Source organism: Arcticibacter sp. MXS-1 (assembly GCF_041902385.1).
Taxonomy (GTDB): Bacteria; Bacteroidota; Bacteroidia; order Sphingobacteriales; family Sphingobacteriaceae; genus Arcticibacter.
The window spans coordinates 3478578-3500263 of record NZ_CP169244.1; the positions used below are offsets into that span (position 1 = coordinate 3478578).

The following is a 21686-nucleotide window of genomic DNA, read 5'->3' on the forward strand; positions in this document are numbered from 1 at the left end:
TCGTGAGTTGCTGCCTGGTGGTTGTGAGGTGTGAGTTGCGTTGCGGGGTTGAGATTTGTAAGTTGCGAGTTGCCGCTTGGTGATCATGAGTTGCGGGTTGTGAGAGTGGTTATGAACTGATAGCTGAGAACTCATAGCGAGGAAGAGACCTACGGCTGTTCAGCTTTGATCCTTGGCAATCTGATAGTCGATAGCTAAATAGGGAGCTAACTGCCCGCTGCGAAACTCGAGCCTTGACATCTGATAGCCGAGGTGTGAATGCAGTTTTGAATGCTGTCCGGGACCTCTGCGCGTTGACATCTGACATCTGAAAGCTGATGGGGCCCTGGCTGTTAGAGCTGCGACCTCTGAGCCTTGGCATCTAATAGCCTAAATCTGATAGCCGAATGCCGACAGCCGACAGCCGACAGCCGACAGCCGACAGCCAACAGCCAATACCCGACAGCCAACTACCTCATGGCTCTTCGCTAAAAAAAGCTATTTTTGTGGGAATTAAACATAAAATCATAGTTGTAGATGATTAACATAACTCTTCCGGATGGTTCCGTACGACAGTATGAAAGCGGGATCACCTCATTTCAGATTGCTCAGTCAATCTCAGAAGGCTTAGCCAGAAACGTGCTGGCAGCAGAAGTTAACGGACAAGTGTGGGATGCGAGTCGCCCGATCGAGAGCGATTCCACCGTGAAACTTCTCACATGGAACGATGCTGATGGAAAGTCGACTTTCTGGCATTCTTCCGCCCACCTCATGGCAGAAGCTCTTGAAGCGCTTTACCCCGGCACCAAGTTTGGTATCGGCCCGGCTATTGAAACGGGCTTCTATTATGACGTTGACTTTGGCGACCGCGAATTTTCATCCGACAACTTCAAGCAGATTGAAGACAAGATGCTTGAGCTTGCAAAGGCGAAATCTGAATACGTTCGCAAGCCAGTAAGCAAGGCAGATGCTGAAGCTTACTTCACCGAGAAAGGCGACGAATATAAGCTCGACCTCATCAAAGATCTTCCCGACGGATCTATTACTTTTTATTCGCAGGGTAATTTTACCGACCTGTGTCGTGGTCCTCATATTCCCAACACTGGCTTCATCAAGGCTGTAAAGCTGATGAACGTAGCCGGAGCGTACTGGAGGGGAGATGAGAGCCGCAAGCAGCTTACCAGGATCTATGGGGTCACTTTCCCCAAGCAGAGTGAGCTGAGTGATTATCTCAAAATGATTGAGGAAGCGAAGAAGCGTGATCACCGCAAGCTTGGAAAAGAGCTTGAGCTGTTCACCTTTTCTGAAAAAGTGGGTATGGGACTTCCTCTCTGGCTTCCAAAGGGTACGGCGCTGCGCGAAAAGCTGGTTAAGTTCCTGCAAAAAGCGCAGGTTGAGATGGGGTACGATCAGGTAGTAACTCCGCATATTGGCCATAAAAATTTGTATGTGACCTCCGGTCACTATGATAAATACGGAGCTGACTCGTTTCAGCCTATTAAGACGCCGCAGGAAGGAGAGGAATTCTTCCTGAAGCCGATGAACTGTCCGCACCACTGTGAGATCTATAAGTCGAAACCCCGCTCGTATAAAGACCTTCCGGTTCGCTTGGCGGAGTTTGGAACGGTATATCGCTATGAGCAGAGCGGTGAGCTGCATGGGCTTACCCGGGTGAGGGGCTTTACTCAGGATGATGCACACTTGTTCTGTCGGCCTGATCAGGTAAAGGAAGAGTTCAAGAAGGTTATCGACCTGGTTCAGTACGTCTTAAAGGCACTAGGTTTTGAGAATTATACTGCGCAGGTTTCGCTTCGCGACCCTGAAAATAAAACCAAGTATATCGGCTCTGAGGAGAACTGGCTTTTAGCTGAGGCTGCTATTATTGAAGCTGCGGAAGAAAAGTGCCTGCCTACGGTAGTGGAACTTGGTGAAGCTGCGTTCTACGGACCGAAGCTCGACTTTATGGTGAAGGATGCATTGGGAAGAAAGTGGCAGCTGGGTACGATTCAGGTTGACTACAACCTGCCCGAGCGTTTTGAGCTTGAATATACCGGAAGCGACAATCAAAAGCATCGTCCTGTGATGATCCACCGTGCGCCTTTTGGCTCCCTGGAGCGTTTCGTGGCGGTACTCATTGAGCACTGTGCTGGTAACTTCCCGCTTTGGCTTACACCTGAGCAATTCATCGTCCTTCCTATCTCAGAGAAGTATGAAGATTATGCAAAAAAAGTTTTAGAATCACTGAATAATTCCGATATTCGCGGCTTGATTGACTTGCGTGATGAGAAGATCGGGCGAAAAATTCGCGACGCAGAGGTCAAGAAGATCCCTTACATGCTTATTATTGGCGAGAAGGAGATGGCTGAAGGCGTGGTTTCGGTGAGGAAGCACGGAGAAGGCGATCAGGGAAGCATGAAGGCGGAAGATTTTAAAAAGCAATTAATTACGGAAATAACAGTTTAATAAGGAATTAAATTTGGCATTAGGTAGACCAGGTTTTAACAAAGGTCCACGGGGACCAAGACCTCCGTTTAAGAAAAAAGAGGCTGAGCATAACATCAATGAGTTCATCAAGGCACCACAGGTTCGTCTTGTAGGTGATAACGTTGAACAGGGGATCTTCTCTTTAAGTGAAGCAAGGGCTATTGCTGAAGAGCAGGAGCTTGACTTGGTTGAGATTTCTCCTAATGCAAATCCTCCGGTTTGTAAAGTAATTGATTACAACAAATTTATCTACGAGCAGAAGAAAAAGCTGAAGGAGATAAAGGCGAATGCGAAGCAGACGGTTATTAAAGAAATCCGTTTCGGGCCGAATACCAATGAACATGACTTTCAGTTTAAGCTGAAGCATGCGATCAGCTTCCTCGAAAATGGAGAGAAGGTAAGAGCGTATGTTCACTTTAAGGGAAGAGCGATCGTTTATAAAGAACAAGGAGAAATTCTTCTTCTGAAATTTGCTCAGGCTCTGGAAGAAGTGGGCAAGGTGGAGCAGCTGCCTAAATTAGAGGGTAAACGGATGTTTTTAATTGTTGGCCCGAAAGCGAAGAAATAGGATAGATTAAGATCAAAGACTAAAGGCAGGGGCGCGGTTCTGGTTTGCGCAGTTGCTGATGGTCACTTTAAAACAATAAAAACAGAGTTATGCCAAAAATGAAAACCAATTCCAGTGCTAAAAAGCGTTTTAAGCTTACTGGAACCGGTAAAATTGCAAGGAACAACGCGTTTATGAGTCACATCTTAACCAAGATGTCTACAAAACGTAAGCGTAACTTAGGTCAGACCAGCTTAGTATCTGATGCTGACTTAGGAAACGTAAAGAGAATGCTTTGCATCGGGAAGTAAATTAATTATTTAACCAGGCAACCGGTAGTAAGTCTGCTGTGAAACGCAGCGCCGCCTGCCAAAAAACAACAAAAAAATGCCACGTTCGGTAAACGCAGTAGCGTCAAGAAGAAGAAGAAAGAAAATCCTTAAATTGGCCAAAGGCTACTGGGGATCACGTAGTAAGGTTTACACCATTGCTAAAAACACGGTTGAAAAAGGTTTGCAATATGCTTACCGTGACCGTAAGACCAAGAAAAGAGAGTTCAGAGCTTTGTGGATTCAGCGTATCAACGCTGGTGCACGTCACCACGGAATCTCTTACTCTCAGTTAATGGGTAAATTAGCAGCCAAGAACATCGGCTTAAACCGTAAAGTACTTGCTGACTTAGCAATGAATGAACCAGAAGCGTTCAAAGCTATAATCGACGCAGTGAAATAGATTTCACTGATCAAAAAAAGAGGCTGTCTCCAATTACGGAGGCAGCCTTTTTTTTGCACTCAGCTTGGTTGCTTTCCCGTCCTCTTTTATCATAACTTGTGAATTACGCATATGATTGTTTATTTTGAGGAACAGTAGGCGGACGTCTGCCTGAAAAATAACTGAATCATGGATTTTGGAAAAGTAGCAGAAGAAGAACTGCCCGCGGTTGATTTTACCCTTCCCGCTGACGGTGCCTTCACTGAAAATATATTAGGGGGCCAGCGGGCCGCGGACCTGAGCCTGTACGTTGGCTGCGCCAAGTGGGGGCGGAAGGAATGGGTGGGTATGATCTATCCTGAAAAGACAAAAGAAGCGCGATTCCTGGATGAATACGTAAAACACTTCAATTCCATTGAGCTTAATGCCGTCTTTTATAACATGCCTAAGAAGGAGCAGATCAGCGCCTGGAGAGACAAGGCTGTAGCGGAGGGGAAGGACTTTAAGTTCTGCCCGAAGTTTACCCGCAGTATCAGTCACATCAGACGTTTGAAGAATGCTGACGATGACACCTCAAGGTATTTGGAAAGCATCTATGAGTTCGGGCCATACCTTGGGCCTGCTTTCCTTCAACTGAGCGATAATTTTGGTCCGAAAAATCTGGATGTTCTTTCTGAGTATCTGGACAAGCTGCCTCGTGACCTCAGCGTGTTTGTGGAGGTAAGACATCCCGATTGGTTTAAAGACCCGGAGTCGCGGAGGGCTTTTTTCGAGCTTCTGAACCGATCTGGCAAGGGGGCAATCATCACAGACGCCAGCGGGAGAAGGGACTGTGTGCATATGGAGCTCTCTACCCCTGAGGCCTTCATCCGGTTTGTTGGAAACGGACTTCATCCAACTGATTTCGAACGGATTGATGCCTGGGTAGAAAGACTGGCAGAGTGGGTAGACAGGGGACTTCGCTCCATCTATTTTTTTCTTCATCAGCATGATGAAAAAGATACGCCTATCCTTGCCGAATACTCGATCAGGAAGTTGAACGAGAAGTTAGGCACCCAGCTCAAATATCCTGCGTTTGTAAAAAAACAGACTCTTTGTTTTAAACTTCCGCAGGGATTGATTGTTTTCTTATAATCTACTAGATTAGTAGAGAGATGGCGATTAACCCTTAAATAATAGTATATATGAGCTTAAGAATTGGTGATACCGCTCCAAATTTTACCGCGAAGACTTCGCAGGGCGAAATTAATTTCTATGACTATGTTGGCGACAGCTGGGCTGTATTGTTTAGCCACCCGGCAGACTATACGCCTATCTGTACGACTGAGCTCGGCAGGACAGCAGCTTTAAGCGATGAGTTTGCTAAGCGTAACGTAAAAGTACTGGCCCTGAGTGTAGATCCTGTTGACAAGCATCAGGGCTGGATACAGGACATCAATGAAACCCAGAACGTGGAAGTCAACTTTCCGATTGTGGCGGACGAAAATAAGGAAGTTGCGGAGGCGTATGGCATGATTCATCCAAATGCTTCTGAAACGCATACAGTGCGGTCTCTATTCGTGATTGACCCTGCAAAGAAAGTGAAGCTGATTATTTCTTACCCGGCATCAACCGGTCGTAATTTCCAGGAGATCCTCCGTGTGATTGACTCCTTGCAGCTCACTGCTGAGTACAGTGTGGCTACTCCGGCCGACTGGAAGGACGGAGAAGATGTAGTTGTGGTGAACACAATTAAGACTGAAGATATTCCGTCGAAGTTCCCTAAAGGACACCGGGTAGTGAAACCTTATCTCAGGTTCACACCGCAGCCGAATAAGTAAGATTTTTGCCTCTGAAGCCCTGCCCGAAGTTGTTAGCAGGGCTTTTTACAATAAATGGAGCCGCGGACGCAGTAATGCAACTATAACGTTATAGTAGGCAACAGAGGCACTTTTTTAATTTGGTTTTCAATTTATTTTTCCTAAGTTTGAATAAATCTCCTGTTCTTAAATTACCTGATTAATAAATCTAAATTTCTTTTTCAGTTAACGCTAATTACGGATGATTTACTAGTATTTTATTATTTTTTATTTTTATGAAAACTGGAAAAGTTAAATGGTTTAATGCCGAAAAAGGTTATGGTTTTATTGTACAGGAAGACGGAAAAGAAATTTTTGTACATTTCAAAGACGTACAAGGCGGAGTGAATGCTTTACGCGATAACGACAGCGTTGAGTTTGAAGTTGCCGAAGGACGTAAAGGCCTTCAGGCTGTTAATGTGAAGAAAGCTTAATCACCACATAAACATAACCAACCGAATTTAGAAGCCCCCTTGTGGGGCTTTTTTGTTGAACGTCTATTTGTTTTTCAAAGGCCAAGAAGAACATTCATCTAACTTTAATCCCGGTTTCTGCCTACAGCTCATGGATGTTTTTGTTGGAAGTCTAGTAGAGTCACACTTAATTGCTTTTCAGACCAAGCGGAAAAGTTAGGGGATAATTAAGCATAGATCTTCATTAAGCGATACATGAAAAAGCTGAGGTTTCACATATCTCCGAGCTGGCTTCACAGTGCTTGGCTTTTAGGATTGAAAGATCCAGCTGATGCTCCAGTTTTTTGATTATCACGGGTTTAGTTCGTTCAGGTAACGACCTTGAATGGTGAGGAGGATCGCGCCTCCTTCGCTGTACTTCATATACTGCTTTCCCGCGCGGCCTATGATAGTACAGTTGTTAAATCCGTTCTGCCTCTATGACGATGAGCTTGCCATATTGGTCAGTCGTGAAAATGAGGTACAGCTCTCCTCCGTCTGATATCTTTTGCTTCTTCTTTACCTGTTCGGCTTCCAGCGGAAAGTTCCTCACAATCACGTTGGCCTTGATTCTGGTTTTACTGTCTTTGCTGAAACTGCTGTAGGCATTCACATCCTTCACCTTAAAGATCCTTCCGGGGAACTGGATGAACGGTTCTGACGAGGTGTATAAATGCGTGTTTACGTTTAGTTTCAGGACGGGATACTGTTCGGCAATACTCCTGAATCCGCCGGCTTTCATCAAGGCCACATCGGGCTCATACAGGTAAGACAGGGGATCGGAGAACTGCCGGATCTGCAGCTCCTTCTCATGGGAGATATAGAATGAAAACGTTCTTGCCCCCTCCGGGCCTGTCATTGCGCAGGTAATGAGAGGCTCTCCCGTAAATCCTTTGTCTATCACCCAAAGAAGTTCCTTACAGTCGTTCTTAACGCTGACCACGTGCACTTCTGATACTTGCGACAGTTCCTTCAGACCTGACTGGATGTCAAACAGGGGAGAGGTTTTAATGACGATGCGGGGTGCCTTTGACAAAAGGAGCGGAAGGCAGGCCGTTACATCGGGTACTGTGTCCTTCAGCAGGAAGACTTTTCTGCTTTCGATGCGCCTGGCGGGGTCGAGGTAAATCGTGTCGAATGACAGATTACTGGTTTCCAGGAAGCCGATGCTGTCGGCCTTGATGAATGTGATATTAGAAGCCCCGAGCACTGAGGCGTTATGCGCCGCGATATCAGAGAGCTCTTCGTTTTGTTCGATATGGTAAACCTGAGCTGCACGCCTGGCAAAATAGAACGAATCTACACCGAAGCCTCCTGTCAGATCTGCTATATGATTTCCTTTCAACAGTGCAGTTTTGTAATGCGCAGTAGATTCGGAGGAGGCTTGCTCCATGTTAAGCCTTGGAGGAAAGTAGATACCCGGCGTTGCATGCCAGAGGGGAAGCTTTTTCTGGCTCCGTTTCTTTCCGTCTACCTGTGAGGCAAGTTCGGCGGAAGACACTTCACTGAACGGACTCTTCTGCAGTGCAATGCCGGCAGGATCATCGTTCAGGTGATACAGGATAAACTTTTGAACTTCCGCGTCTACGATGTGCCTATTCAAATGCTTCGATATTATCTTTCATTACCATCTGGCAGGTATGCCTGCTTTTTACTTCCAGCAGCACTTTCTTATTAGCCGTTACCCGGTCAATCGTTTGCTGATTGTAGTATCTGATGGTGACAAGTTCCATGCCCTTATTATATTTCACCCGGTAGGTAACAGATAAAGCAGCGATCAGCTTTGTAATCTTTTCTTCGTCATGATCAACACTTATGGAGAAGCTTAAGGCTGAGTTGAGCATGGTATTTACCTTCACCTTGTATTTATGCAGGATGTCAAAGATCTGACTGAGGTTCTCTTCGATGATGAAGGAGTAGTCTTTGGGAAGAATGGAGATCAGCACCTGGTTCACCTTAAAGATGAAAGAGGGCACAGGTAGCGGCTTGTCGATATGACCGATAACTGTGCCCTCGGCGTCAGGCGTAAGGAACGAACGTACGTAAAGAGGAATGTTGTTGTTTTGCAGCGGTTTTATTGTCTTCGGATGTATCACCGTTGCTCCGTAGTAAGCAAGTTCTATTGCGTCGTGATAGCTTAGCTGCTGAATCAGTTCAGTATGATCGAACCATTTAGGGTCAGCATTTAAAACTCCCGGAACATCCTTCCAGATGGTGACGCCGTTTGCCTTCAGGCAAGAGGCGAAGATGGCGGCTGAGTAGTCTGAACCCTCACGCCCGAGGGTGGTGGTAAAGTTCTCCGAGGTGCTTCCTATGAAGCCCTGGGTGATGAGAACCTTCTGCTGCAACAGAGGCAGCAGCTGTGCCTCTGCAAGGTGCCGGGTCTTATTCCAGTCTACCTTACCTTCGCGGTACGTATTATCTGTCTGGATATAGTTACGAGCATCCACCCACTGATTGTTCACGCCAATATAGCCCAGGTAGTGGCTTACAATACGGGTTGATACAAGTTCACCGATGGATACGATCTGGTCGTAGATATAGTCGAAATCGAAGGGCTCGTCCTCCAGGATCCAGTCGATTTCGACGAAGGTATTTGATATATCATCAAAAGCAGGATGAGCCTTATCCGGGAATAATTCTTCCAGGATCTGATAGTGGTACCCCTTGATGTCCTCGAAAATCTCCTGAACAGAGTCAAGGCCTTCGAAGTATGCCCGGGTGAGCCGTTCAAGGGCGTCAGTGGTTTTCCCCATCGCGGAGATAACGACGAGCAGTTGCTTGTCTGCACTGTTGCTAATGATTCGTGCGACGTTCTTTACCCCCCGGCGTCTTTTACCGATGCTCCCCCGAATTTGTATATTTCAGTCATTGTATCAAATGCTTTTGCAGAAGGCCTTGTTTGCGGTTCTCCTGCTTATGAGTAAAATATTGTAGCCCGGCCTTATTGGAGGGCTTTATCATGTGTCTCAGGCGCGATCTCAAGCGCTACGTTGATCCACTCCCCGTCAAACCTGGCGGTGTATTTTTTATAAAAGTTGATAGCAGGGGTGTTCCATTCGAGCACCTGCCACACAATCCCGTTGAACCCTTTCTCCCTGGCCTCGCGGATAATGGTGTCGAAAAGCATCTTCCCGATTCCTCTGCAGCGGTGTTCCTTGGTAACGAAGAAGTCCTCAAGATACATCCGGCAGCCTTTCCACGTGGAGAAACGTATATAGTAAAGGGCGAAACCTTCCACCACTCCATTTACCTCAGCCACGAAGGCTTTCCATACGGGCTTTTCGCCAAAACCGGCCTCCTCGAACTCCTGCTGCGTAACAGTGACCTCTTCAGGGGCTTTCTCATATACCGCCAGTTGGTATACAAGCTCCATGATCCGCGCACAATCTGCTTTTTCTGCTGTTCTTATTTTAATCATTGTTTTTCGGTGTTGGGGGGTAGCTTTCCGCTTTCAGCTTCTGCTTTCAGCTTTCCGCTTTCCGCTTTCTGCTTTTCTATTTCCAATAGGGGATGACGCGCTTGCCGAAGATCGTGCTGCCTACGCGGATCATTGTACTTCCCTGCTGGATGGCCTCTTTATAGTCGGACGACATGCCCATTGAAATCTCTTTAAAGTACTCTTTGTCTCTAAAGAAGGATTGCTTGATCCCTTCAAAGAAGGTTCTAAGTTCGTAGAATTCTTCTTTGATCTGCTTTTCACCCGCTGCATTGGTGGCAATGCCCATCACGCCAACCACGCGGATGTTTTTCATCTCAGCAAACTCATCCGAACGCAAAAGTTCGATGGCTTCGTCAAAGGCGAGCCCGAACTTTGTTTCCTCTTCTGCGATATAGATCTGCAACAGGCAGTCGATGATCCTGTCGTGCTTAGCCGCTTGCTTGTCAATCTCCTTCAGCAGCTTAATACTGTCGACGGAGTGGATCAGATCAATGAAGGGTGCAATGTATTTTACCTTATTGGTTTGAAGGTGTCCGATCATGTGCCACTCAATATCGGCCGGGAGATGTTCGTGTTTTTCTACCAGCTCCTGCACGTGGTTCTCTCCAAATACCCGTTGGCCTGCATTATAGGCTTCCATGATTTCCTCTTCTGATTTGGTCTTAGAAACCGCTATGAGCTTGACATTTAGACGGTCTACCTCATTCTTTAATTCTGTCAAGTTGGCTGCTATGCTCATTTATGTGTATTTTTACCCGATAATCACGGCTAAATTAATAAATGAAGCACTTACCGGCACTGTTTTTTCTGATCATTTTTTTTGCCTCCTGCGGAGCGAACAAGGCTCCCGAGGGAGTAATACCACAGGAAAAGATGACAGATGTTCTCACTGACATTCATCTTGCTGATGGTTATGCATCTGTTAACTATACTGATTCAGGCAAGGCAAAGGTGGCGGCTCTCTATCAGGCCGTCTATAAGAAATACGACACCGATTCTGTCCAGGTCAGAAAAAGTTTGGAATATTACACCAAGCATCCGGATGTTCTTCAATTGATCTATAAGGATATTACGGCGAGGATAGAGACTCTGACCAGGGATGCACAGAAGGAAGATGAGCGCCGGTACAAAGAGCAGCAGGCGAGGATCCGAGACTCGTTGTTCTACCACGATAAGAGGCTCGATTCGCTGAACCATGGCTTCAGGATTGATACGCTGCCATACTGGCCGTTTGAAAAGTTCGTTGTGAAGAAGAAGTGATAAGCGCGTGGTACTGATGCCCCGCGTAAGGAAAAGGGCCGGGAGGCCTCAAGAAAGAAGAAGGAATGATTTATCCGCAAAATGCACCAGATAAACTGGGATTTACCGAAGTAAAGTCGCTGATCAAATCGCACTGCCTTAGTGAAATGGGCAGGCAGATGGTAGACAGGATCCAGCTCATGACGAACTTCGACCTCATAAATAAGTTTTTACGTCAGACGCGGGAGTTCAAGGAGATCCTGGTGAACGACTCGCCCCTGCCGATCAGCCATCTTTACGACATTAAGTCGCTGGCGGAAAAGATCAGGGTAGAAGGCGCTTTTCTAAGCGAAGCAGAGTTTCATCACGTGCTGCTTTCTCTGCAGACGGTGTTTTCGGTTATCAATTATTTTAATGAGCGGGAGGGAAGGTACCCTAATCTGGAAGCCTTGTTTGAACATCTGCCTATTGAAAAGAAGATCATCCGCAGCATTGAGGCGAAGATTGATGATAAGGGTAAGATCAGGCCGAACGCTTCTCCTGAGTTGCAGAATATCATCTCAGGGATAGCGAAAGCGGAACATGAGGCGCGCAGGAAGATAGATCATATCTTCAGGAATGCGCAGAATAGTGGCTGGACGGCTGATGGCTCTCTCACGATTCGGGATGGCAGGCTTTGTATCCCTTTGCTGGCGGAAAACAAGCGAAAGGTAAAAGGTTTTGTACATGATGAATCGGCCTCAGGCCAGACTGTGTACCTCGAGCCTGAAGAAGTTTTTCAGCTGAACAACCTGGTTCGTGACCTCGAATTTGATAAAAGGCGTGAGATCATACGCATTCTCACTGAGCTGAGCAATGAACTGCGTCCTTATGTGCCTCTGCTCTTATCATATCATGGTCTTCTTACCAAGCTTGACTTTGTAAGAGCCAAGGCGCTCTTTGCAATAGAAACAGAAGCGGATATGCCTCAGCTCTCCGGTCAGGGAGAGTTGAACCTGGTCAATGCACGGCATCCTTTGCTGTTGCTCAACTTCAAAAAAGAGGGCCAGACTGTGGTCCCCCTAAACATACGAATAGACGAGCAGCAGCGTATTGTGGTCGTTTCAGGTCCTAACGCCGGAGGTAAATCGGTATGCATGAAGACAGTTGGTCTTTTGCAGATGATGGTGCAGTCGGGCCTGCTCGTGCCCGTTGACGAGAGCTCAACTGTCGGTATCTTCCGGCAAATTTTCGCAGATATTGGCGACGATCAGTCGATTGAAAGCGACCTGAGTACCTACAGCGCGCACCTGTCGAAGATGAAATACTTTGTGGAGAACGCAGGAGGCAAGACGCTGATCTTGATCGATGAGTTTGGGACGGGCACAGATCCGCAATTTGGAGGGCCGATAGCCGAGGCGGTGCTGGAAGCGCTGAACCGAAAGAAGGCGAGGGGTGTGATCACAACGCACTATTCCAACCTGAAGGTTTTTGCTAATGCTACTGAAGGGCTGGAGAATGCCTCAATGATGTTTAACAATCTTGAAATGCAGCCCCTCTATATTCTGGAGATGGGAAAACCAGGTAGTTCATACGCCTTTGAGATTGCACAGAAAATAGGCTTGCCTGCGCAGGTTTTGAATGCGGCGAAAGGCAAGATCGGTGTGCAGCAGAAGCGCGTTGATACACTGCTTGTCGACCTTGAGCGGGATAAGAAAGAGCTGCTTGAAAGCCGCGTTTCTCTTGAGAAGCAGCAACGCCGTGTAAACAGCTTGCTGGAGGAGAACGAGAAGCTGAAAAGTTATCTGGAAGAAAATAAGAAAGCCATCCTGAAAGAAGCGAAGAAGGAGGCTCAAAGCATTATTCTGAATGCGAACAAGCTGGTTGAGAACACCATCTCGGAGATCCGCCAGACTAAGGCTGATAAGGAGCAGACGCAGAAACTCCGTCAGAATCTAAAGCAGGAGTTAGAGAAGCACCAGGAGAAGGTAGTAGCTGAGCCAGCTGCCCGTGCCGAAGATGCTGAAATTGTGAAAGGCGACTGGGTAAAGCTGACTGACTCGGAAACGATCGGTCAGGTGATCGACATCACCAGGGAGAATGTGATCCTGGCTATTGGAGACCTGCGTTCGGTAGTAAAGCGCAAACGCGTGCAGAAGATCAGTAGAAAGCAGGTTCCGAAGGAAATGAGGAAGTCTTATACTTCGTCGGTTACAGAAGACATTGCGCAGTTCAGGCCAGAGATCGATGTGAGGGGAATGCGGGGCGAGGAGGCTTTGTATGAGATCGAAAGGTATCTCGACAAGGCCCTGATGATGGGATTCTCCAATCTGAGGGTGATCCACGGCAAAGGCGACGGTATTTTAAGGAAGCTCATCCGGGACTACCTGAGAAGGTATCCTCAGGTTTCGCGGATGGAGGATGAACATCCCGACCGGGGAGGCGACGGTATCACCTACGTACATCTGGCTTAAGAGGAACCAGCAGTCTGGTAAAAGGTCACACATCCCAGAGAAGGTATGGCCTTTTACCAGATATTAAAAAAGGACGTCACAGAAGTCCCTCTTAAAAATTAATCTTCTTGTTTTCTCCTTCTACGTAGGGATTGCCCCCGAGGGTGTTCTTTACCAGGGAAACGATTTGTGAAACAAGCAGATCAGGCGTATCCCAGTACTCCGCTTCCTCCGGTACTATTTTAAGAAGGCAGAGGTTGGGATCGGTCTTTCCGTAGGGAAACCAGGCCTTGTAACGGTCGCTCCAAAGCTGTTCAATTTTAACGGGGTCATCAGCCACCGCAGCCGTTGCGTTTATTGTGATGTAAAGATCAGTATCCGGCTGGCTGTAATTGAGGATCACCTGAGGGTTTAAAGCGATATTAGACACCTTGCGGGAGTCTTTGGAAGCGAACATCCAGATGATGCCGTCGTCTTCGATCTTGAAGGTATACATTGGCCGGCTTTGCATCTTCCCGTCCTCACCCAGCGTAGTAAGCATGGCTATTTTAATTTCGCCAACCTTAGACGATAACTCTCTGTTTTTCTTTATAAGTTCTATTTCTTCCAGCTGACCCTGCACGGTAGGAGATGTAAGTTTTGTCATAGGGCTTCTTGAATTAAGTTCACTTAAGCAACTCAAAAAAAGCACATTTTGTTTGTAAAAAAGCGAGGGAGTGCAGGGTATCCGCGCGGGCTTTCCTATTTGCGGTCAGAGTGCCCCAGTGGCTTGTCGGGCGCAACCATGTCTCTCACCAGCTGCTTCAGTTCTTTGATCTCAGGGAAGCGGCCTTCTGTTTTTCTGTCGAAGATGCTTTGGTCGCCAACGCGTACCTGGTAGGTGCCGCTTGTTGCAGAGGGCTGAAGGAGTACTCCATGCAGTTCCGTTTCAAATGTTGTCAGCAGCTCCTGGGCCATGTACGCCGCGCGGAGCATCCAGCCGCAGCGGGGACAATACTCAATAATCACAATAGGTTTCATAAATAACTGATGTCTGATTGAATAACTAGCGTGGTGCCTGTAAGACGCAGGTACTCATTTTGCAGCTCGTGTACAAACTGAAGGGGCTTTTCTTGCGGAAAAGACATGCGGATAGCATCGGGGGCTACGCTGAGCTTTATTTTTTCCTCATCGTCGGTCCATTCATTCTCCTCTTCTCCTGGTGAAAAGCCTGCTACAACCAGCCAGTCTTCGGTCAGACTAACGGCATGCATTTCCTCCAGTTTTATTCTGAACTGATAGCCCCGACGCGGACTTATCATCTGGCAGAGGAAGGAGCTTGCCTGAATGTCGGTAACAAACAGAATGCCTTCCTGTCCTGGGCGGGGGCAGACCTTAATAACATTTCCTTCTTTTAACTCGTTTAATTCCATGGCAAATGCTGCTGTTATTTTAATGCATCAAAAGAATACTTTACATCAGACCAGAACATATCAAGACTAAGCATACGCGGCTTGAAAAAGGAAATAAGCTCCGGCCAGTGCTTCTCATCAAATACGTTTACCCCGTTCATTTCCTTGTAAATTCTGCTCACCTGTTTCCCATAGTCATCTGTGGTATGCAACAACCATTCCCACTCTTCGGTGAGGTATTCGTGGAGTATGTTACGGAATTCAAGGAATTGTTCAAAGAACAACTCCTGAATGCCCGGATCGGGATGAGCAATTTCTATGGCGATCCAGGCTTTTCTTTTTTCTGCCTGCATGCGGAAGTAAACATGCTTCACACCGGTTTTGTAGTTTATCCAGTTTACCTTCGTCCCTTCCGCTGACCGGATGGGTGCCATATACTGCCCGAAGGTGGTCCAGAATGCGTGTCTTATTTGTGAAGCCTGCTCTTTGGTATACATTACGTCTGTAAAAATTGTAAAAATAATGGAAGAATGTTTAAACAATCGTCATTGCACTATAAAAGTGATATGCTGAAAATATTTCTATCTTCGCTCTCAAAAGGGGACAAAGACAATATCCGGCCACTGTTTGTTGTTAAATAGTAATAAAAAATAATATCGGACATCACCTCTGCAAAGGGAAACCGAAAAGACGGATATTTGTGGTTTGTCTACAGAATTGGTTTGAAAATGAAAAAAGTTCTCTTAGCTTCATTAGCGGTACTATTCAGCACCCTCGTTAATGCTCAAATCTTAAAGCCCGTGAAGTGGGCGTATGCATCCAAAAGACTCAGCAAGACAGAAGCGGTAGTTTTAATCAAGGCAACTATCGAAGATGGATGGCATATCTATTCGCAAAATGTGGCAGACGGGGGACCTATTGCTACGAGCTTTACCTTCAGTCCGGCAAAGACTTACAGTTTGAAAGGAAAAACAGTGGAGCCAGCGCCTGTATCAAAATTTGAGAAGACGTTCAATATGAATGTGAAGTACTTTGAAAAGTCGGTTATATTTCAGCAGCGCGTAGTTTTAAAGGCGGGACAGCCGGTCATAAAGGGAAAACTGGAGTATATGGCTTGTAACGACAGTAAATGTTTGCCTCCTGAAGAAGTTGAATTCAGCGTCCCTGTAAAATAATCGGCTCCCGGGATGAAGATTCTTCGTTATTTACTTTTTCTTGCTGTTTTTTCTTTGTCTTTAGGGGCAGAGGCTCAGGACAGCGTGAGCGCGGTTTCTGTTGACGATGTTCAATTTACTGAGATTCCGGCAGACGGAACTCAGGCTGTTTCTTCTGACACAGATACTGTTAAATCGGATAGTGCTGCAATCAGTAAGGCATCTGTAAAGCAGGTTGACCAGCAGCAGGAACAACAATCACTCTGGGCTATCTTTCTGGCTGGCTTTATCGGGGGCCTGGCAGCACTCATTATGCCGTGCATATTTCCGATGCTTCCCCTTACCGTCAGTTATTTTACAAAGAGTGCATCGTCAAAGGGTAAAGCAGTTTCAAAAGCGCTGATTTATGGCGTGTCGATCATCGTCATCTATGTGGTGCTTGGTTTATTGGTTACAGTTATATTCGGTGCAGACGCATTGAACGAGCTGTCTACCAACGGCGTCTTTAATTTCGCATTTTTTATTCTGCTGGTCGTCTTTGCTGCCTCTTTCCTGGGAGCTTTTGAGCTGACCCTGCCTTCGTCGTGGGTTAATAAAATGGACTCAAAAGCAGATCACAGCGGTCTTGGAGGTCTGTTCTTTATGGCTGCCACCCTTGCTCTTGTGTCCTTCTCCTGTACAGGACCGATTATAGGGACATTGCTTGTCCAGGCGGCTACCATGGGGGCCTTGCTGGGTCCTGCAATTGGCATGTTCGGATTCTCGCTTGCATTGGCTATCCCCTTTGCACTCTTCGCATTATTCCCTTCCTGGCTCAAGTCTCTGCCCAAGTCGGGCGGCTGGCTGAACAGTGTAAAGGTCGTTTTGGGTTTCCTTGAGCTGGCGCTGGCTTTAAAGTTCCTTTCGAACGTTGATCTGGCCTACCATTGGGAATGGTTTGACCGGGAAATATTCCTGTCTCTCTGGATTGTGATTTTTGCCATGATGGGCTTCTACCTTCTTGGAAAGCTTCGGTTTTCACATGACTCGGAGGTTGCCTATATCTCCATTCCCCGGACCTTTCTGGCTATTATTGTCTTTGCGTTTACCGTGTACATGGTGCCGGGCTTATGGGGAGCGCCCTTGTCATCCATTTCGGCATTCTTACCTCCGCAGCAGACACAAGATTTTGACTTGTATACTCCAAGTCTGGGGGGCGGTCAGGTGAAGCATGATGGGGGGGCGTCTTCAGCACATAAGTACTCAGACAAATTTCATGCACCGCTGGGCCTTGACGCTTATTTCGATTATGAAGAAGGGATGGCCCGTGCACGGCAGGAAAACAAGCCCGTTATCATTGATTTTACGGGACACGCCTGCGTGAACTGCCGGAAGATGGAAGCTTCAGTGTGGCCCGATGCACAGGTCTTACAGAGACTTCGTGAAGAATATGTGCTTATTCAACTATATGTAGACGATAAGACGGAGCTGCCGGAGGCAGAGCAAACTGTATCGAAGGCTTCAGGCAAAAAGATTAAAACAATAGGCAATAAATGGAGCGATTTTCAGGCATCCAGGTTTAACGCCAATTCTCAACCTTTCTATGTACTTTTGGACCATAACGGGCAGTTGCTGGCTCAGCCCATCGGGGCAGAGTATGATGTTTCCAAATATCTTAACTACCTGGATAGTGGTCTGGCTGAGTTCAGGCACAGGAAACAGTAAGACAAGTGCTGAACGTTTAAAGAAGGAACGCGCCTTTATAGACCGGGCTGTTCCGGAGTGATATTTAAACGAGGATCGGATGTACAGAGAAAGAATTTCTGTTTTTGATATTTTTAAAATAGGTGTGGGGCCTTCCAGCTCCCACACTTTAGGCCCCTGGCGTGCGGCTCAGCGCTTTGTAGAAAGCATGACTGGCAACCCCGGGCTGGATAAGCTGTCTCAGGTATCAGTGTCACTTTACGGTTCGCTGGCCAAGACGGGGAAGGGGCACGGCACTGATATCGCTGTCATTCTCGGCCTCGCGGGATTCGACCCTGTAACTATTGATACTAGCCGCATAGACGGTATCATAGCGGATTTGGCGCGTCTAAAGTTGGTCAAGCTGGCCGGCCAAAAGGAGCTTGCCTTTGATGCTGTAAGCGATATCGTTTTTCATCGCGATGAGAGCTTGCCGGATCATCCTAATGGAATGATATTTACAGCCGTAACGGAAGACGGAAAGCTTCTTTCGGAGACCTATTATTCTGTTGGGGGAGGGTTCGTAAGGAAGAAGGGGGAAGAGGTGTGTGCAAACGCTCAGGCTCAGCTTCCTTACCCGATTGATTATGCGGCAGACTTGATGAACTGGTATCACGAGACTGGAAAGCCGATCAGCGGCATTGTGCTGGAAAATGAAGAGCGCTGGAGGTCTGAAGCAGACGTGCGTGCCGGATTACTCAATATCTGGAGGGTCATGCGTGAATGCATCTACAAGGGCTGTCATACAGAAGGCGTTCTGCCCGGTGGTCTCAATGTACAAAGACGGGCCTCTCAGCTGAACAGGCGTCTGATGGAGGGCAAGGAGCCTGCCGATTATCAAGCCTGGATCAGTGCTATTGAAGAGGGCGGGAGACGGTTCCGGTATATTCTCGACTGGATCAGCTGTTTTGCGCTGGCTGTAAACGAAGAAAATGCTTCCTTTGGTCGCGTTGTTACTTCGCCAACAAATGGTTCTGCCGGCGTGATTCCAGCCGTGCTGTTGTACTATATCACGTTTATCAGCGAGGCAGAAGAGGACGATGTTGTGCGCTTTCTCCTGACGGCCGGAGAAGTAGGCAGCATCTTCAAGAAGGGCGCTACAATTTCAGCAGCTATGGGCGGGTGTCAGGCGGAAATAGGCGTGTCATCGGCAATGGCTGCAGCAGGGCTGACTGAGGTGCTTGGCGGCTCTGCAGAACAATGCATGATGGCTGCTGAAATTGCGATGGAGCATCATCTGGGCATGACCTGTGACCCGATTGGGGGGCTTGTTCAGGTTCCCTGTATCGAGCGAAATGCGATGGGAGCCATTAAAGCGATTACAGCCTCTCAGCTGGCATTGCAAAGTGCTCCCGAACTGGCAAAGGTTTCACTCGATAATGTGATAAAGACCATGTGGGATACTGCTCTGGATATGAACACCAAGTATAAGGAAACCTCAGAAGGGGGCTTGCTCTGCACATCCCGATCAGCCTTAGCGAGTGCTAAAAATCAAAATTCCGGTGCTTATAGGCGGGTCTTTTAAATCAAAAACCGCCTCTGTGTTGTTATAATGTAGAAAAAAGTGAAATATTCTCCGGGTGGGGATAAGTACTTATTCGTTTAAAAATATATATTTGCTCCAAAAGATTTAATATTATGGAAAAATTTAATCAATTAAAAGAGCTTGTAGCTTCAATGGAAGCTGATGCGGAAAAATTTTACAACAAAAATAGCGGTGCTGCCGGTACACGTGTTCGTAAAGCTTTGCAGGAAATTAAGACCCTTGCTCAGGAAATCAGAAACGAAGTTACTGAGATCAAAAATAAGGACAAATAATTGTTTTTTAGATAATTAGAGAATTTTCTCTAGAATAAAAGGCCTGCTGTGAAGCGGGCCTTTTATCTTTATATCAAAAGCTTTTGCAGGTGCTTTCAGGTAATTGCACTTTCTCGCTTACCGTACTTTGTTCTATCCTTCGGCTTACTTTTATCGTCTCTCCGTTGTAGGAACTTTTAAAGTCGTAGCTTTTACCTGGTGTGAGCGCTTTCGTTGTCAGGGTGCCTTTATTCATGTAGCCGAGGTACTGATAGCTGGATGTGCCACTTTCTCGGAAAGAGACGTACATCGAGGGGCGGATCGCCAGATTCTGGTTGAGCGGACAATATCCCGTAAATTCGAGCGTGATCTCAGAGGCGGGCCCGCCCGCTGGTATTGAAAGATCTAACGGCGCTGAGGTACAGGCTTCAATCCAGCCGCTTTCGGTCAGAGGGGTTGGGGCGGAAGTACCAGCGCCAGAACTCTGCCAGGTGTTAAAAGCAGAATAATCGAAGATCGCAACCTTTGTAAGCCCCTGTGGCAGGTTTTTATAAGAGAAACTGCTGCTGCTTGCCGAGAGATCCAGCCTGTATACGTAGTAGGGGAAAAAGTCCGTAGAGTTAAAGAATGCGGCAATAAAGCCGTTTCCTGCATTTGTATTCTTTGTGTGCACGTTGACCTGCAGCGTGTTAGTGCAACTCACGGTATACCAGCAAAGAGCATAATACCCTGCTGCATTACTGCTGAAACGGGCGCTGAGCTTGCTGTTACCGGCATTTTCAATAAGAGCTTGTTGGAGGAATGCCCATTTGCCGCTTTTCTCGTCATAATACCAAACGCCTATTTTATCGCCTGCCGTTACTGTTTTGCCGGTCCCGGGGTTTGTAAGGCCGGGATCGATCGAGAGGGCGAATGCCATATCGCGGTCCGCGCTGCTGACCGGCGTATTATCCACCGTCAGCGACAACCTGAAAAATCCGGCAGTGCTGAAGTTGATAGTCCCTGTACTTCCATCCGGCAAGGTTACTCCTTTGGACAAAAGGCCTCCCGGAAAAAGCTGCAGGGAAGCCGGACTGTGCGAGTCAAAGTGCGATAACGATAAGAGCAGCAGCTTGCCTTTTATCGTTTTGTCCTCGTTGTTGAAAGCGGTTGATCTGCTGAATGTTACAGTAGTAGATTCGTTTTTGTTCTGTAAAGGTGTTTCTGTTTTGAAGGCTTGGCTCAGTTGCCCTTCCGTCAGCGCAGCCGACTTTTGCGCGATGGATACACCGGGAGGGGGACTGATGGCCTTGATTAGGTTGACTGTAATAAGTTGCTGACTTTGTTCAGCTGAAAAGGAGAGGGTTTGAGAGGAAGGCAGATATCCGGGTGCCGAGACAGTGATAAGACACTCGGCCGGACTGTCTTTGTTTATCGTTTTCCCCGGAGCAATGCCAAGCGCAATCATACCGTCTGTTACCTTAAACTCCCTTTTTCCCGAGATTTCGTAAACAAAGGCGGAGTCCCTCCCTCCTACAGACAGGGAGATATTTGCCGGCGTTTTTCCGGGCTGCTGCGGATCAGTAACAGTGATGAGAGCAGAGTGTTTGATTACATTGGCGTCGATAACAATTTTAATGTCCTCAATAGGGTTTGTGCATCCATAAACCAGCAGAAGCAGGAGAACGCGCAGCGACGGGTATTTCAGTCTCATAATGCCTTATAGTTTGTAATTGAAGTTGATCTGCAGGAGCGGAAGTAATCTGAAGCTGCGCAGGTTTCTCTGCAGAACCGGAGTCTGGGTTTCATTTCCTTCCAGTAAGCCCGTGGCGGCAATACTGCTTTTCGGCCGCGGCAGGTAATACGTGCCCAGGTCAATGTTGCAGTTGAACTTTCGGTTTGGCACCGCTTCAATGATTCCGACCCCCGCATACGGGGCAAAACCATGCCACGAAACGTTGATCTTTACAGAACCAAGTATCTCGTCAGAAATCGGAATATCGCCGTAGTAGTACGTTTCTGTTGGTTTGACAGTGAAGTCGCCCTGAGCCTTAAGAAAGTAACTTATGCCCCCTACCAGGCGCAAGCCGGCGATGGTTCGGAAAGGGGAGTAGTCGGCAAGTAAATGAAGGTTAGAGAAACGTGCGGAGAGTTTCGAGTCGGAATGAAAATCTGTTGTTTCAAAGACGCTCGACATTGAAAGTACGGCTCCTGTAAATCCTCCGCGCGCCGAGAGGTGCTTGTTCAGCTCGTACTTGTAGTCCAGTCCGGCTCCTGCTGTGCCTGCATGAAAGGCGACACACGCCCTGCCTGTTTGGGCAGGCAGGTTCAACCAGCTAAAAATGCCGATAAGCAGGACGGCTATCACACATCTCATCATAAAAAAGTCTTTATAATCCTTTTACTGACTGGAGGCAGATAGGGTTACAATGGCGTGCCTGTTCTGCTTGAACCTCAGAGGATAAGGGGCAGCCTGAGCGTTACTGCCTATAGAGAAGGCCTTTGAACAGCTGGCAGAT

The 21686-nt window shown here is 47.2% G+C and carries 23 protein-coding genes; 13 read left to right on the plus strand and 10 right to left on the minus strand.

Features of this window, described 5'->3' with window-relative positions:
* Positions 1-516: 516 nt before the first annotated feature.
* From thrS to ACES2C_RS15040, 7 genes are all read left to right on the plus strand, one after another.
* Positions 517-2442, plus strand: a complete 1926-nt coding sequence (gene thrS, locus ACES2C_RS15010; protein ID WP_374163897.1) for a threonine--tRNA ligase — start codon at positions 517-519, stop codon at positions 2440-2442.
* A 13-nt stretch (positions 2443-2455) separates the two neighbouring features.
* Positions 2456-3031, plus strand: coding sequence for a translation initiation factor IF-3 (infC, locus tag ACES2C_RS15015; protein ID WP_374163898.1), 576 nt, complete (start codon positions 2456-2458; stop codon positions 3029-3031).
* Between the two features lie 89 nt (positions 3032-3120).
* Entirely contained in the window at positions 3121-3321 is a 201-nt protein-coding gene (gene rpmI, locus ACES2C_RS15020) for a 50S ribosomal protein L35 (protein WP_109417969.1), read from the plus strand.
* Positions 3322-3397: 76 nt separating this feature from the next.
* Positions 3398-3742: a 50S ribosomal protein L20 gene (gene rplT, locus ACES2C_RS15025; protein WP_374163899.1), complete on the plus strand. Its 345-nt coding sequence runs from the start codon at positions 3398-3400 to the stop codon at positions 3740-3742.
* A gap of 168 nt (positions 3743-3910) precedes the next feature.
* The gene (locus ACES2C_RS15030) at positions 3911-4855 is read left to right on the plus strand and encodes a DUF72 domain-containing protein (RefSeq protein WP_374163900.1); all 945 of its coding nucleotides are present in this window, start codon (positions 3911-3913) and stop codon (positions 4853-4855) included.
* 50 nt (positions 4856-4905) lie between these two features.
* Positions 4906-5541 (plus strand): peroxiredoxin, encoded by a 636-nt coding sequence (locus ACES2C_RS15035; protein ID WP_374163901.1) that lies wholly within the window; start codon positions 4906-4908, stop codon positions 5539-5541.
* Between the two features lie 254 nt (positions 5542-5795).
* Positions 5796-5993: a cold-shock protein gene (locus ACES2C_RS15040; RefSeq protein ID WP_374163902.1), complete on the plus strand. Its 198-nt coding sequence runs from the start codon at positions 5796-5798 to the stop codon at positions 5991-5993.
* 439 nt (positions 5994-6432) lie between these two features.
* Here the strand turns inward: ACES2C_RS15040 and ACES2C_RS15045 are convergent, their stop codons facing one another.
* The 4 genes from ACES2C_RS15045 to ACES2C_RS15060 all read right to left on the minus strand — a co-directional run bounded on the left by ACES2C_RS15045 (position 6433) and on the right by ACES2C_RS15060 (position 10192).
* Entirely contained in the window at positions 6433-7614 is a 1182-nt protein-coding gene (locus ACES2C_RS15045) for a hypothetical protein (protein WP_374163903.1), read from the minus strand.
* Positions 7607-8872: an aspartate kinase gene (locus ACES2C_RS15050; RefSeq protein ID WP_374166962.1), complete on the minus strand. Its 1266-nt coding sequence runs from the start codon at positions 8870-8872 to the stop codon at positions 7607-7609. Before ACES2C_RS15050 ends, ACES2C_RS15045 begins: the two co-directional genes overlap by 8 nt.
* Positions 8873-8955: 83 nt before the next feature.
* Positions 8956-9432, minus strand: coding sequence for an N-acetyltransferase family protein (locus ACES2C_RS15055; RefSeq protein WP_374163904.1), 477 nt, complete (start codon positions 9430-9432; stop codon positions 8956-8958).
* A gap of 76 nt (positions 9433-9508) precedes the next feature.
* On the minus strand, positions 9509-10192 hold the full coding sequence (locus tag ACES2C_RS15060) for a YggS family pyridoxal phosphate-dependent enzyme (protein WP_374163905.1): 684 nt from the start codon (positions 10190-10192) through the stop codon (positions 9509-9511).
* A gap of 41 nt (positions 10193-10233) precedes the next feature.
* Between ACES2C_RS15060 and ACES2C_RS15065 the strand changes: the two genes are divergently transcribed.
* Together ACES2C_RS15065 and ACES2C_RS15070 are read left to right on the plus strand one after the other, a co-directional pair.
* Complete coding sequence (locus ACES2C_RS15065; RefSeq protein ID WP_374163906.1) at positions 10234-10713, plus strand: DUF4296 domain-containing protein; 480 nt, start codon at positions 10234-10236, stop codon at positions 10711-10713.
* A 65-nt stretch (positions 10714-10778) separates the two neighbouring features.
* The gene (locus ACES2C_RS15070) at positions 10779-13145 is read left to right on the plus strand and encodes an endonuclease MutS2 (RefSeq protein ID WP_374163907.1); all 2367 of its coding nucleotides are present in this window, start codon (positions 10779-10781) and stop codon (positions 13143-13145) included.
* Positions 13146-13236: 91 nt separating this feature from the next.
* On the opposite strand, the gene ACES2C_RS15075 is transcribed toward ACES2C_RS15070, so the two are convergent.
* The 4 genes from ACES2C_RS15075 to ACES2C_RS15090 all read right to left on the minus strand — a co-directional run bounded on the left by ACES2C_RS15075 (position 13237) and on the right by ACES2C_RS15090 (position 15012).
* Complete coding sequence (locus tag ACES2C_RS15075) at positions 13237-13770, minus strand: pyridoxamine 5'-phosphate oxidase family protein (RefSeq protein WP_374163908.1); 534 nt, start codon at positions 13768-13770, stop codon at positions 13237-13239.
* 95 nt (positions 13771-13865) lie between these two features.
* The gene (locus ACES2C_RS15080; RefSeq protein ID WP_374163909.1) at positions 13866-14144 is read right to left on the minus strand and encodes a SelT/SelW/SelH family protein; all 279 of its coding nucleotides are present in this window, start codon (positions 14142-14144) and stop codon (positions 13866-13868) included.
* On the minus strand, positions 14141-14536 hold the full coding sequence (locus ACES2C_RS15085; protein WP_374163910.1) for a hypothetical protein: 396 nt from the start codon (positions 14534-14536) through the stop codon (positions 14141-14143). The genes ACES2C_RS15080 and ACES2C_RS15085 overlap by 4 nt, the downstream gene beginning before the upstream one ends.
* A 14-nt stretch (positions 14537-14550) precedes the next feature.
* Positions 14551-15012, minus strand: a complete 462-nt coding sequence (locus tag ACES2C_RS15090) for a DUF4268 domain-containing protein (protein ID WP_374163911.1) — start codon at positions 15010-15012, stop codon at positions 14551-14553.
* A gap of 231 nt (positions 15013-15243) precedes the next feature.
* Between ACES2C_RS15090 and ACES2C_RS15095 the strand changes: the two genes are divergently transcribed.
* The 4 genes from ACES2C_RS15095 to ACES2C_RS15110 all read left to right on the plus strand — a co-directional run bounded on the left by ACES2C_RS15095 (position 15244) and on the right by ACES2C_RS15110 (position 19209).
* Positions 15244-15690 carry a protein-disulfide reductase DsbD N-terminal domain-containing protein gene (locus ACES2C_RS15095; RefSeq protein WP_374163912.1) on the plus strand — a complete coding sequence of 149 codons (447 nt, stop codon included), beginning with the start codon at positions 15244-15246 and terminating at the stop codon, positions 15688-15690.
* A 12-nt stretch (positions 15691-15702) separates the two neighbouring features.
* The gene (locus tag ACES2C_RS15100; protein ID WP_374163913.1) at positions 15703-17373 is read left to right on the plus strand and encodes a protein-disulfide reductase DsbD family protein; all 1671 of its coding nucleotides are present in this window, start codon (positions 15703-15705) and stop codon (positions 17371-17373) included.
* A 79-nt stretch (positions 17374-17452) separates the two neighbouring features.
* Positions 17453-18916 (plus strand): L-serine ammonia-lyase, encoded by a 1464-nt coding sequence (locus tag ACES2C_RS15105; protein WP_374163914.1) that lies wholly within the window; start codon positions 17453-17455, stop codon positions 18914-18916.
* A gap of 113 nt (positions 18917-19029) precedes the next feature.
* A complete protein-coding gene (locus ACES2C_RS15110) occupies positions 19030-19209 on the plus strand; it encodes a histone H1 (protein ID WP_374163915.1) in 180 nt (59 codons plus the stop codon).
* A 73-nt stretch (positions 19210-19282) separates the two neighbouring features.
* Here ACES2C_RS15110 and ACES2C_RS15115 read toward each other — a convergent pair whose 3' ends face one another.
* Complete coding sequence (locus ACES2C_RS15115; RefSeq protein ID WP_374163916.1) at positions 19283-20881, minus strand: hypothetical protein; 1599 nt, start codon at positions 20879-20881, stop codon at positions 19283-19285.
* 6 nt (positions 20882-20887) lie between these two features.
* On the minus strand, positions 20888-21547 hold the full coding sequence (locus ACES2C_RS15120; RefSeq protein ID WP_374163917.1) for a hypothetical protein: 660 nt from the start codon (positions 21545-21547) through the stop codon (positions 20888-20890).
* Positions 21548-21686: the final 139 nt, after the last annotated feature.

Excerpts from the sequence above, each read along its gene's own strand:
- thrS (WP_374163897.1), top strand. The coding sequence starts at position 517 with ATGATTAACATAACTCTTCCGGATGGTTCCGTACGACAGTATGAAAGC.
- rpmI (WP_109417969.1), top strand. The coding sequence starts at position 3,121 with ATGCCAAAAATGAAAACCAATTCCAGTGCTAAAAAGCGTTTTAAGCTT.
- rplT (WP_374163899.1), top strand. The coding sequence starts at position 3,398 with ATGCCACGTTCGGTAAACGCAGTAGCGTCAAGAAGAAGAAGAAAGAAA.
- ACES2C_RS15030 (WP_374163900.1), top strand. The coding sequence starts at position 3,911 with ATGGATTTTGGAAAAGTAGCAGAAGAAGAACTGCCCGCGGTTGATTTT.
- ACES2C_RS15035 (WP_374163901.1), top strand. The coding sequence starts at position 4,906 with ATGAGCTTAAGAATTGGTGATACCGCTCCAAATTTTACCGCGAAGACT.
- ACES2C_RS15040 (WP_374163902.1), top strand. The coding sequence starts at position 5,796 with ATGAAAACTGGAAAAGTTAAATGGTTTAATGCCGAAAAAGGTTATGGT.
- ACES2C_RS15055 (WP_374163904.1), bottom strand. The coding sequence starts at position 9,432 with ATGATTAAAATAAGAACAGCAGAAAAAGCAGATTGTGCGCGGATCATG.
- ACES2C_RS15060 (WP_374163905.1), bottom strand. The coding sequence starts at position 10,192 with ATGAGCATAGCAGCCAACTTGACAGAATTAAAGAATGAGGTAGACCGT.
- ACES2C_RS15065 (WP_374163906.1), top strand. The coding sequence starts at position 10,234 with ATGAAGCACTTACCGGCACTGTTTTTTCTGATCATTTTTTTTGCCTCC.
- ACES2C_RS15070 (WP_374163907.1), top strand. The coding sequence starts at position 10,779 with ATGATTTATCCGCAAAATGCACCAGATAAACTGGGATTTACCGAAGTA.
- ACES2C_RS15075 (WP_374163908.1), bottom strand. The coding sequence starts at position 13,770 with ATGACAAAACTTACATCTCCTACCGTGCAGGGTCAGCTGGAAGAAATA.
- ACES2C_RS15080 (WP_374163909.1), bottom strand. The coding sequence starts at position 14,144 with ATGAAACCTATTGTGATTATTGAGTATTGTCCCCGCTGCGGCTGGATG.
- ACES2C_RS15085 (WP_374163910.1), bottom strand. The coding sequence starts at position 14,536 with ATGGAATTAAACGAGTTAAAAGAAGGAAATGTTATTAAGGTCTGCCCC.
- ACES2C_RS15090 (WP_374163911.1), bottom strand. The coding sequence starts at position 15,012 with ATGTATACCAAAGAGCAGGCTTCACAAATAAGACACGCATTCTGGACC.
- ACES2C_RS15095 (WP_374163912.1), top strand. The coding sequence starts at position 15,244 with ATGAAAAAAGTTCTCTTAGCTTCATTAGCGGTACTATTCAGCACCCTC.
- ACES2C_RS15100 (WP_374163913.1), top strand. The coding sequence starts at position 15,703 with ATGAAGATTCTTCGTTATTTACTTTTTCTTGCTGTTTTTTCTTTGTCT.
- ACES2C_RS15105 (WP_374163914.1), top strand. The coding sequence starts at position 17,453 with ATGTACAGAGAAAGAATTTCTGTTTTTGATATTTTTAAAATAGGTGTG.
- ACES2C_RS15110 (WP_374163915.1), top strand. The coding sequence starts at position 19,030 with ATGGAAAAATTTAATCAATTAAAAGAGCTTGTAGCTTCAATGGAAGCT.
- ACES2C_RS15115 (WP_374163916.1), bottom strand. The coding sequence starts at position 20,881 with ATGAGACTGAAATACCCGTCGCTGCGCGTTCTCCTGCTTCTGCTGGTT.
- ACES2C_RS15120 (WP_374163917.1), bottom strand. The coding sequence starts at position 21,547 with ATGATGAGATGTGTGATAGCCGTCCTGCTTATCGGCATTTTTAGCTGG.